11 protein-coding genes, 1 pseudogene and 1 riboswitch are annotated in these 11,652 nt (G+C 37.4%); of the genes and pseudogenes, 6 read left to right on the top strand and 6 right to left on the bottom strand.

The features are described from left to right. Positions 1-17: 17 nt before the first annotated feature. The 6 genes from ccoG to AAHI02_RS12020 form a co-directional block, all read right to left on the bottom strand. Positions 18-1,472 (bottom strand): cytochrome c oxidase accessory protein CcoG, encoded by a 1,455-nt coding sequence (gene ccoG / locus AAHI02_RS12045; RefSeq protein ID WP_346983452.1) that lies wholly within the window; start codon positions 1,470-1,472, stop codon positions 18-20. A gap of 99 nt (positions 1,473-1,571) precedes the next feature. Continuing rightward, a complete protein-coding gene (locus AAHI02_RS12040) occupies positions 1,572-2,453 on the bottom strand; it encodes a cbb3-type cytochrome c oxidase N-terminal domain-containing protein (protein ID WP_346983451.1) in 882 nt (293 codons plus the stop codon). A 10-nt stretch (positions 2,454-2,463) separates the two neighbouring features. Further along, positions 2,464-2,664 (bottom strand): cbb3-type cytochrome c oxidase subunit 3, encoded by a 201-nt coding sequence (locus AAHI02_RS12035; RefSeq protein WP_042720415.1) that lies wholly within the window; start codon positions 2,662-2,664, stop codon positions 2,464-2,466. 18 nt (positions 2,665-2,682) lie between these two features. Beyond that, entirely contained in the window at positions 2,683-4,941 is a 2,259-nt protein-coding gene (gene ccoN, locus AAHI02_RS12030) for a cytochrome-c oxidase, cbb3-type subunit I (protein WP_346983450.1), read from the bottom strand. A 5-nt stretch (positions 4,942-4,946) separates the two neighbouring features. Continuing rightward, a complete protein-coding gene (gene ccoS / locus AAHI02_RS12025) occupies positions 4,947-5,168 on the bottom strand; it encodes a cbb3-type cytochrome oxidase assembly protein CcoS (protein WP_346983449.1) in 222 nt (73 codons plus the stop codon). Between the two features lie 109 nt (positions 5,169-5,277). Beyond that, positions 5,278-7,653, bottom strand: coding sequence for a heavy metal translocating P-type ATPase metal-binding domain-containing protein (locus AAHI02_RS12020; RefSeq protein WP_346983448.1), 2,376 nt, complete (start codon positions 7,651-7,653; stop codon positions 5,278-5,280). Positions 7,654-7,742: 89 nt separating this feature from the next. Between AAHI02_RS12020 and AAHI02_RS12015 the strand changes: the two genes are divergently transcribed. The 6 genes and pseudogenes from AAHI02_RS12015 (at position 7,743) to thiS (ending at position 11,652) form a co-directional block, all read left to right on the top strand. Next, a complete protein-coding gene (locus AAHI02_RS12015; protein WP_042720418.1) occupies positions 7,743-8,456 on the top strand; it encodes a Crp/Fnr family transcriptional regulator in 714 nt (237 codons plus the stop codon). A 61-nt stretch (positions 8,457-8,517) separates the two neighbouring features. After that, a pseudogene (gene panB / locus AAHI02_RS12010) lies at positions 8,518-9,334 on the top strand (3-methyl-2-oxobutanoate hydroxymethyltransferase). 17 nt (positions 9,335-9,351) lie between these two features. Further along, on the top strand, positions 9,352-9,675 hold the full coding sequence (locus AAHI02_RS12005; protein WP_346983447.1) for a hypothetical protein: 324 nt from the start codon (positions 9,352-9,354) through the stop codon (positions 9,673-9,675). After that, a complete protein-coding gene (locus tag AAHI02_RS12000; protein ID WP_346986615.1) occupies positions 9,676-10,356 on the top strand; it encodes an RNA pseudouridine synthase in 681 nt (226 codons plus the stop codon). Between the two features lie 11 nt (positions 10,357-10,367). Continuing rightward, positions 10,368-11,207, top strand: a complete 840-nt coding sequence (locus AAHI02_RS11995) for a hypothetical protein (RefSeq protein WP_346983446.1) — start codon at positions 10,368-10,370, stop codon at positions 11,205-11,207. Positions 11,208-11,286: 79 nt separating this feature from the next. After that, positions 11,287-11,388: riboswitch (TPP riboswitch) on the top strand. Between the two features lie 57 nt (positions 11,389-11,445). Then, positions 11,446-11,652 (top strand): sulfur carrier protein ThiS, encoded by a 207-nt coding sequence (gene thiS / locus AAHI02_RS11990; RefSeq protein WP_346983445.1) that lies wholly within the window; start codon positions 11,446-11,448, stop codon positions 11,650-11,652.

Raw genomic sequence — 11,652 nt, 5'->3', positions numbered from 1 at the left:
ACTGCGGTTTCTGAAAATTAAAATTGTAATTTGAATGGTCCTTCAAAATAAGTCTGATAAGAGTCGACCAGTTTACCTTTCATATCATACACCCCAATGGTGATATTTTGCTTGGAAAGATTCATTTCACTTTCCGGGAAGCTGATATTGATAGTTCCTTTGGAAATCTTATCGCGGTCTACGGTGATCTTGCTGGATGCACTGTAAATTACTTCTCCGTGTTTCGGTTCAATTACTTTTACGGTTACGACTTTCTTTTCATTGGTTTTATTCAGGAAAGTATAATTGTAGGTATTGGTAATTTTTCCATCTCTTACAAAGAATGTACTTCCTGCGGGTTTAATGAACTTAGCTTCCATTTCACCTCTGTTATAAAGAAGATATCCTAGAAAGGCTGTCAAGAGTACAAGAATTAAGGCAAAGCCTTTCATTCTTCCCGTAAATTTGAATTTGGTTTCCTTCTCTATTTCGTTCTCTGTAGCATATCGGATAAGACCTTTCGGAAGACCCACTTTTTCCATCACTTCATCACAGGCATCAATACATGCGGTACAGTTGACACACTCAAGCTGCTGGCCATCTCTGATGTCAATTCCTGTAGGGCATACAACCACACACTGATGACAGTCTATACAATCGCCTTTTCCGGCAGCTTTTCTGTCTTCGCCTTTTCTCCATTTCGCTCTGTTTTCACCTCTTTTAAAATCGTAGAAAACATTCACGGTATCTTTATCGATCAGTACGCCCTGCAACCTTCCGTAAGGACATACCAAAGTACAAACCTGCTCTCTGAACCATGCAAATACAAAGTAAAATGCTGCCGTAAGCAAGATCATTACAATGAAATTTGTAGGATGGGCAAACGGTCCTTCAGAAACGATTTTTAAAACCTCTTCATATCCCACAATATACATGAACATAAAGTGGGTGATAACCAGCGAAATGATAATGTAGATTGTCCATTTAAGGCTTCTTTTCCAGATTTTCTCTGTATTCCATTCCTGACGGTCAAGTTTCATCTGCTTATTTCGGTCTCCTTCAATCGCATATTCTATTTTACGGAAAATCATTTCAAGGAAAATTGTCTGAGGGCATATCCAACCGCAGAAAATTCTACCGAAAGCAATCGTAAATACAATAATGAATATAAGAGACGCAATAGCTCCAAGCGTAAGGATGAAGAAATCCTGAGGATAGAAAGGCTGTCCGAAAATGAAGAACTCTCGATCAATTACATTAAACAAGATAAGAGGGTTGCCATTAATTTTAATAAATGGTACCGAAAAATAAATCAATAATAAAATACAGCTTACAAGATATCTATAGTTGGTGTATTTTCCTCTAGGCTTTCTGGGATATACCCATTTCCTTTTACCGGACTGATCCATCGTGCCTATAGAATCTCTGTAAGTCTCAGGGTCCAGAACCTGTCCCTGTCCGCCACGTGCTTCTATTTCTTCTATGTCTGACATTTGTAATAATATTTAAAAAAGAAAAAACATAATTCGTTACTATTTTTTAATGTAATAACAAATTATGTTTTTTCATATGTTTCTAATTTTTAAATTAAATTATTCTTTTTCCCAATGCGCTTCAGTTCCCTGAGGAGCGGCACCACCCTGAGCAGGTGTCACCGGCGGTAATTCCTGGTTGATGTGATATACATACGCCGCAATTTTTTCAATTTCAGCTCCTGATACTTCACCATTCTTACCGAAAGGTCTCATCGCAGGATTGGTAGGCGAACCGTTCCAGTCCATATGGAATACATTTTTGAATAATGTTTTCTCAGGCTGATTGATCCAGAAATTATCTGTAAGGTTAGGCCCGATACCACCACTACCGTCTTCCTTGTGACAAGATGCGCAGTTTGTTTTAAAGAGTTCTTTACCTTCCGCAATATTATCCGCCGAATATTTTGCCGTTTCAATAGTTACAGGAGGCTGTGTTTTCTGATATTCTTCAATACTGGCCAACTGCTCCTTATATTCCTGTTCATATTCATTGATAGGATGTGCAAAATTGGTAAACGAGAATGCTGCTACATATACAATACAAAAAGCAGTCCCAAAGTAGAATAAACCTAACCACCATTTTGGTAATTGATTGTCCAATTCCATGATACCGTCGAAACCATGGTCAATAAGGATATCTTTCTCTTCAGCAGCAGATTGTTTTTTAAATGCGGCATTATATAATCTTGTAAAGTAAGGTACTTTCTTCTCTGCAAGATAGGCTGCTTTCTCTTCAGGAGATAATCTTTTGAATTTATTGTTCTCAATAAGATCTCCGATAGCATTGTGAATGTATGCTAAAATACCAGCAATGATTACAGTTCCCCAGAAATATGGTGAACCCAGGAACTCATAGCTTTGTACAAACAGATAATAAAAAACTATTAAAAGTCCGATTATGATTAAGATGTTTATAAAAACCGGTGTTCTTTGTTTCATAATAAATAGATTAATTTTTTAAATTAAAATCATCATCCTGATCGTCACTCAGAGGAGCTTCTTCTTCTTCTTTATAATATTTTTTAGGCTTGCTAAAAACATAGATTACCAGAGCTACGAAGAACAGCATAAAGAAAATCAAAGCCAGAGTCTGGTAAAAACCAGCGTTATCGGTATTGGATAATATGTCTTTAAAGTTCTGAGGTATCATGATGGGAACGTTTTAATGTTAGTTATTACTTGCTGTTTTAATTTCAGTTGTTTTGATATCCGTTCCTAATCTCTGAAGGTACGAGATAAGAGCTACAATCTCTTTTTTCTCCAATTCTCCTTTAGGTCTTTTTGCATAGGCATCTTTAAGGTCGGCCGCTTCTGAGAATATATCTCTTACAATTTTAGAAGCCTGGTTGTCTGCCCATGAATTGGCAGAATCAATTTCTGACTTAGTGTAAGGTACTTCAAATGCACTCTTCATCAGCTTCATTTTATCAACCATTTTAGATCTGTCTAAGTTGGTGGCGATCAGCCAAGGATAACGAGGCATGATAGAACCTGCGGAGGTAGATCTTGGGTTGTACATATGTTTGTAGTGCCAAGAACTAGGGTTTTTACCACCTTCTCTGTGCAAATCCGGCCCTGTTCTTTTTGATCCCCAAAGGAACGGTCTGTCATATACGAATTCTCCGGCTTTGGAATACTGTCCGTTTTTACCGTTGAATCTTACAATCTCATCTCTGAATGGTCTTACCATCTGTGAGTGACATGCATTACATCCTTCTCTGATATAAATATCTCTACCTTCCAGTTCCAGCGGAGAATAAGGTTTTACTGCTGAGATAGTTGGTACACTTTTCTTAAGGGATAATGTAGGAATAATTTCCACCATACTACCGATTGAGATCGTCAGTAAAGATAGAATACCCATCAATACAGGAGTTCTTTCCAGCCAAAGGTGAGTTCCTTCTCCTTCTTTACGTTTTGCATTAATGTTTGCCAAAGCCGGAGCTTCTGCAGGAACATCTTTCTGGAATGATCCTTTTCTTACTGTGGCAATAAGGTTTACCACCATTAAAAGAGCTCCTGAAAGGTATAGTAATCCTCCGAAGAATCTCATTTTAAAGTAAGGGATAATTGCCGTTACCGTATCCAGCCAGTTTTTCCAAACCAAGGTTCCGTCCGGGTTGAACTGTTTCCACATTAATCCTTGTGTGAAACCTGAAATATACATTGGAACTGCATAGAAAATAATTCCTAATGTCCCCAACCAGAAATGCCAGTTGGCAAGCTTCGTTGAGTATAATTTCGTTCTCCACATGATTGGGATCAGATAGTAAATAACACCGAATGCCATGAAACCATTCCATCCCAAAGCTCCTAAGTGTACGTGACCGATTACCCAGTCTGTAAAGTGACCGATTTTGTTAATATTTTTAGTTGCCAAAAGTGGTCCTTCAAATGTTGCCATACCATAACAAGTAACGGCTACAACGAAGAATTTTAATATCGGATTTTCTCTTACTTTATCCCAAGCCCCTCTTAGTGTCAAAAGACCATTCAACATACCTCCCCAAGATGGTGCGATAAGCATGATAGAGAAACCTGTTCCTACTGCCTGTGCCCAAGCAGGTAAAGCAGTATATTGAAGGTGGTGAGGACCAGCCCAGATATAAACGAAAATTAATGACCAGAAGTGAATAATAGACAGTTTATAAGAGAAAACCGGTCTGTCAGCAGCTTTTGGCAAGAAATAATACATCAATCCTAAAACCGGAGTTGTCAGTACGAATGCAACCGCATTGTGACCGTACCACCACTGAACGATAGCGTCTTTTACTCCCGCGTACGCTGAATAAGATTTCCAGCCTGTGAAAGATAAAGGAACCTCAAGGTTATTGAAAATATGAAGCATTGCTACAGCAATCCAGGTTCCGATGTAAAACCAGATCGCTACATATAAATGTCTTACTCTTCTTTTAGCAATGGTTAGGAACATATTTGCCCCGAAGATTACCCATGAAATGGTAATTAAAATATCAATTGGCCATTCGTGTTCTGCGTATTCTTTAGAAGTGTTAATTCCCATAAAGAATGTAACATAAGTCACTAAGATCATGATCTGCCATGTCCAGAAATGGATCCATGACAAGGTGTCACTGTACATTCTCGTTTTCAACAGTCGTTGTAGAGAGTAATATACTCCTACATATACGACATTCATTACGAATGCAAAAATAACGGTGCTTGTGTGCAGCATCCTGATTCTTCCGAATCCAAATGCGCCATGTGTGTTTATCAAGCCCTGTATACCACCACCTAAACTATTAATGGTTGTATCATCCGTTCCGAAAAAGAATTCCGGAAGCTCAGGGTAGAAAAGCATTAATGCAGCTGTAAGCCCAAACAAGAACCCTATGATCCCGAAAACTACGGTCGCATAAAGGAATGCCCGGACAATACTGTTGTCATAACTAAACTTTTGTGTTTCCATATCAACTATTCACTTTTTTCTTCAATTTTTTTACTTTCTCCTTTTTCATCGTCTTCTTTGTTGCCAGGTTCTTCTTTTTCCCTGATTTCATCAGAGTCAAAAAGAATTCTTACAGCCGGAGATTCGTCATCTTCAAACTGTCCTTTTCTGGCGTACACTATAAACACGACCAGGAAAACGGCAGCCAAAGAAACGCTGCACAGGATCATTAAATATAGAATATCCATTAGACAACAAAATTAACCTATTTTCGGGGTTCAAATTTAGTGAAAAATAATGACATTCGTCACGAAATACGGCGTTCCGCTAATTTAAAATCAGTCTAAATAAGGGCGTTTACGCGTGATTTTTGAAATATTTTCTTCCCAGGATCCAGGTCGAAAGTGTTGTGAATGAAACAACCGTGATAGAACTTGCCGGCATGATCAAAGCTGCGAAAAGGGGGTGCATGTGTCCTGTAACTGCGTAACTTAAACCTACAACATTGTAAAGAAAACTGATTATAAATGTCATTTTCACAATCGTCATGGAGCCTTTGCATACATTCAGGTATTTGTCAAGGTGTACCACTTTTTCGCCATTCATGATGACGTCAGAAGAAGGGGTGAAGCTGTTGGTGTCGTCCGCAATTGCTATACCTACGTTACTTTGCTTCAAGGCTCCGGCGTCATTTAATCCGTCTCCAAGCATGGCTACTTTAAAGTTTTGATCCTGAAGGTTTTTGATATAATTCAGTTTGTCTTCCGGATTTTGGTTAAATGCCATGCCTTTGTATGCGGGAATTAGTTCCTTAAGCTGATTTTCTTCTGAAGAATTGTCACCACTTAATATGAAAACGTTGTAGTCAGTAAGCTTTTTAAACAAATTTTTAAGATTTTCGCGGTATTCATTTTTAAATATAAATTTTCCTAAAAACTCATTGTTTTTGCTGATATAGACTGCAGTCTCAAGATTTTTGGATTCCTGATTGTTATATTTTGCAGAACCGATTTTATAGATATTTCCTCTTACGCTTGCCTCGTAACCTTTTCCGGAAATTTCCCCGAAATTTTCCACCGGAAAATATTCATCATTTACTTCAATAAACTCATAAAGAGACTTTGAAAGCGGGTGATTAGAGTTCTTTAATAAAGCTTTAATATTCAGTAAATCAAACTCTTTGATCTCTGATCCCTCGTATTTGATATTCGATTTTTTTCTGTGAGTAATCGTTCCTGTCTTATCGAAAACAATAGTGTCCAGTTTGGCAATTTTTTCTATGGTTAAAGTGTCTTTTACGTAGAATTTATTTCGTCCTAAAATCCTCATAATGTGACCGAAAGTGAAAGGTGCCGACAGAGCAAGCGCGCATGGACAAGCAATGATTAAGATAGCGGAAATGACCTGAAACATTTTATCTAAATCAATAAAATACCAGTAAATTCCTGAAATCAGAGCAATGCCTAAAATAATGAATGTGAAATATTTACTGACGTTGTTCGTTAAGGTGTCGAGTCCTGTCTCGTGTTTTTTAAAGGCTTCTTTATTCCAAAGCTGGGTTAAATAACTTTGGTCAACGTTCTTAATAACTTCCAGTTCAAGAGAAGATCCGATCTGTTTTCCGCCTGCAAAGATCTTATCACCGGGCTGTTTGCTGATTGTGGCGCTTTCACCGGTAATAAAGCTGTTGTCTATATTTCCTTCACCATTAATCAGAATGGCATCAACCGGAATGATTTCCTGGTTTCTCACTAAAATACGGTCACCTATTTTAATTTCCGAAAGGAGAATATTATCCTGTTTTCCTTCAAAATCAACCTTTGTAACCGCAATAGGATAAAAAGACTTGTAATCCCTGTCGTACGACAGGGCATTATAGGTTCTCTTCTGGAAAATTTTACCTAAAAGCATAAAGAACAGAAGTCCGCATAATGTATCGAAATAGCCGGGTCCGTAATCTGTAGCAACCTCATAAAGGCTGCGTCCGAAAAGGACAATGATCCCTAAAACGATAGGAACGTCAATATTTACGATCTTATTTTTTAAACCATACCACGCTGATTTGTAATAATCCGAAGCCGAATAAACGACAACAGGAATAGCGAGCAGACACATCAAAGCCCGGAAAAGTCCTTTGTAATGTTCCATCCAGTAATCTTCGCCGCCGATATATTCTGGGAAAGACAGGAACATTCCGTTTCCGAAAGCAAAAGCTGCGATTGCAAATTTCACCAATAAAGACTTGTCTAAATGTTCGACGTTTTTATCTGCTGTCTCAAGACTGATCACGGGTTTGTAGCCTAAATTGGTAAGAAAATTGGCTAATTCACTTAATTTTAAATCATTATGATTGAATGAGATCTGTAAAGTCTTTCTGGTAAAATTAACCTGGGAATAATTAATATTTTTGTTTAAAGTATGTAAACTTTCCAATAACCAAATGCATGAAGAGCAATGAATTACCGGAATTTTGAAAGTTACCAGGCTGGTGTTTCCTTCGGAGAAGTCTGTTACTTTCTCAAAAATTTCGGGAGTATCAAGATAATCAAATTGTGATAAGCTTTCGTCCGGACGGATTCCGGCCCGCTTGTTTAGTTCGTAAAAGTTACTTAAATTATTGGTGTTCAGTATTTCATAGACCGATTTGCATCCGTTGCAACAGAAAGTCTTCTCATCAAATAAAATTCTTTCTTTTTCGATACCTTGACCACAATGAAAACAGTTTTCGCTCACCTCCATAAATTATTGAACTACAAAATTATAACAATTTTTTTTGTTTATCGAGTTAAAAAGTTCTATTTTTGTGATAAATGTCATATAAAATGTCGCAGGAACAACAGATTGCAATCGAAGACAGGTTCGCCAGAGTTTTTAATGATAAATCATTTAAGGAAAGACTTTCCAGTTCTGATTTTGAAAAATACATCAATGCTAAAAAGAAACTGAGCTTCCAGAAGCATGATACGATTTTTGAAGACGGCGAAAGTCCAAAAGGAGTATTCGTTCTTGAAAAAGGAGCTGCAAAGCTTTCAAAATCCGGGGCGTTTGGGAAAGACCAGATCTTAAGATTTATCAAAGAAGGTGATATCATCGGTTACCGTTCTTTACTTTGCGGAGAAAATTTCCAGGCAAAGGCTGAAGCCATGACTGACATCGAGGCGACTTTTCTGCCGGCGGATGTATTCATGTATCTTCTTGAAGTAGATCCTCAATTATCTTTTGTCATGCTTCAGAAAATTTCTTATGAATTGGGAGAATCTTCCAATACCATTACTTTCCTTGCGCAGAAAACGGTAAGAGAAAGACTCGCGGAAATCCTGTTGCTTTTGGAACAGAAATTAGGGGTCGATCCGGAAGGGTTCATCAAAATCTCTTTAACGAGAGAAGAGATTGCCAACATCATCGGGACGGCAACGGAAAGCGCTATCCGTCTCATTTCCGAATTCAAGGGAGATAATCTCATTGAAGTAGACGGGAGAAATATCAAAATTCTCAACCACGACAAATTAATGAAACTAGGTCACGTAGTTTTATAAAATCATACAAACTTCAAGTCGGCCCAGCGCCGACTTTTTAACGTTTAAAATAGATACAATTATGTCTGTTCATTCTGAAATTAAGAAAGTTACCACTGAAACCTTGCGCAAAATGAAATTTGACAAGGAAAAAATAACGATGCTTACGGCATATGATTATACCACTGCGAAAATGGTGGATGCAGGAGGAATTGATGCGGTTTTGATCGGTGATTCTGCAGCTAATGTAATGGCGGGTTTTGAAACTACGCTGCCTATTACTTTAGACCAGATGATTTACCATTCTCAAAGTGTGGTCAGAGGAACCGACAGAGCTTTGGTCGTAGCCGATTTACCTTTCGGAACGTACCAGAGTAATCCTGAAAAAGCGCTGGAATCGGCAGTACGGATGATGAAAGAAGGAGGTGCTCATGCCGTGAAAATTGAAGGCGGAAAGGAAATTTCAAAATCTATTAAAAAAATCATCAACGCCGGAATTCCTGTGATGGGGCATTTGGGATTAACACCGCAGTCCATTTACAAATTCGGAACGTATAAAGTACGCGCAAAAGAAGAAGCTGAAGCAGAAAAGCTAATCGCAGATGCACAACTTTTAGAAGAACTGGGCTGTTTTGCTGTTGTTTTAGAGAAAATCCCGGCAGATCTGGCTAAAAAAAGTAACGGAATCTATTTCCATCCCAACTATTGGAATCGGAGCTGGCGCGCACTGTGACGGGCAGGTTTTGGTGTACCACGATATGGTGGGAATGAACAAAGGGTTCAGCCCCAAATTTTTAAGAAGATACCTTGATCTTTATACCGAGATCACCGGAGCTGTTGCTCAATATGTAAAAGATGTAAAAGGTCAGGATTTTCCTAACGAAAGCGAAAGTTATTAATATTCTTATACTCATTAATGAAAAACCAACAATCTATTCAGGGAATTTTATCAGTCGTTGCATTGCTTTGTCTTGCAGCAGGGTGGTTCAATTTCTTTTCCGAAGATATCAATCTGCTACTTTCAAGAAAAGTGTTTTATGTGTTGATCGGGATCAGTTTTTTCCTGCAGGCTCCTTTTTTAAATAATAAAAATTTTATGTACGCCATGTACGGTGCTGCTGCATTATGCATTGTGGGGGCATTGTTTCCTATAGAATGGAAGATTTCAGGAATAAAAACAATAGGCCTTTTGGCGGGTATTATCCTTTCATTTACAAACAGACCCACTTACCGTCAGTAGATCATGGAGGAGCAGATTGTTTATGAAGATAACCATCTTTTAGTGATTAATAAAAAAGTCGGGCAACTTGTTCAGGGTGATAAAACCGGTGACGAATCGTTACTGGATTCCATTAAAAACTTCATAAAAAAACGGGACAATAAACCGGGGAATGTTTTTCTTGGTTTGGTTCACCGCATCGACAGGCCAACTTCAGGGTTGGTAATTTATGCTAAAACTTCCAAAGCACTTACCCGGCTGACCCAAATGGTTAAAAACCGGGAGATCAAAAAGACGTACTGGGCCGTTGTGGCAAAAGAAATGATTCCTGAAACCCAAAGGCTGATTCATTATTTAAAGAAAAACGAAAAAAATAATAAAGCCATTGTTTTTCCAAAAGTGACTGACGGTGCCAAAGAAGCTATTCTTACCTATAATGTGATTAAAACTTTAGACAATTATCTGTTGCTGGAAATCGATCTGGAAACTGGAAGGCATCACCAGATCAGGGCTCAGTTGTCAAAAGCGGGTGTTCCGATTAAAGGTGATTTGAAATACAGTTCACCCCGATCAAATCCTGATGGAGGAATAAACCTTCATGCCAGAAAGCTGGAATTTATTCATCCTGTGACTAAAGAAAAAATTGAGATTATAGCTCCTGTACCGCAGAATGATGCGATATGGAGGGCTTGTGAAATTTAAAAACTAATATTATGAAAAAATTTGAATTAATTTTTTTTGCCATGCTATCATTAGCTGCTTCTTGCTCAAATAATGTTGATGATAATCAAATTGATACATCTGTGCAGACAGCAATTAGGCCGAATAAAATATCATGGGTGTATCCGAGTCTGTATTATCCTACTTCGTCAGACCCTAATTATTATTTTGAATATGATTCTCAAGGAAGATTAGTTAAAAGAATTGGTGTTGCATTAACGGCAGCTCCAAACTCAGGAGTTATGTATACGTATTCAAATGATTACTATACTGATGTTGTATACAATGGTAATATTGTTATTTTGAGAGATCATAGTTTTAATCCTTCTAATGGTGAGATTCAATTAAATGAAAGAAAGTTCGAACTTAATAATGAGGGACAAATTTTAAAAAGGTACATTTCTTCAATGTACGGACAGCAATATGATGAAAATCTAACATATCATTATGATAATGATGGAAAATTAATAGATATTTTAACTGAATTTCCAAATTTCACCTATAATCCTGCAGATCCGAATGATTTTATTTCAACAGAAATAGAGAGATTTACTTATGTAAATGGGAATTTAACGGAAGCAAAAAAAACAACTCAACGTAATCACGTTGATTTTCAAACTTATAAAATTGTAGAGTTTGGCAATTTTGATAATGTTCAGAATCCATTTTTAAAATTAGGAATTTTGGATGATTATTTTTATTTATCTCTTTCAAAAAATAATCCTCAAAGTAAAATAGTTAAAGAATACAAATACGGACAATGGTTTACGACATATACAGGATCATGGAATAACCAATATGATTCTAACGGAAACTTAAAACTTTTTCAATAATAAATATACAGACTGCCTTTACATTAGAGAGTCTTTTTATTTATAAATTTTGTCCATTCCGAAAAAATCTCTACCTTCGTTTCAACTTTAGGGGTGTCTGTTGACAAAAACAGGCTGAGATTTTACCCTTTGAACCTGATTTCTAGATCATACTAGCGTAGGGAAAAGTGAAATGACTTTGCTGTACATTCTATTGTACCATCATGGGCATTCCTAAAGTATATGTAAAAATTTAGGAATGGAACTCACAATCAACCACACATTAAGAACATTCGATATACTTCCAGAAACGCTGGAAGCATTATTGGCTATGGAAATTCCTCAAAAGCGAAAGGGTATTGCCGTAGCACTCAACAATCGTATTATTCCGCAGGCATTCTGGGCGGAAACATTACTCAACGACAAAGATTCAATCTTAATTATCACGGCCACTCAGGGCGGTTAA

The sequence above is a fragment of the Chryseobacterium sp. POE27 genome (genome assembly GCF_039727685.1).
Classification (GTDB): Bacteria; Bacteroidota; Bacteroidia; order Flavobacteriales; family Weeksellaceae; genus Chryseobacterium.
This window is presented reverse-complemented; position numbering and strand designations above follow the sequence as displayed.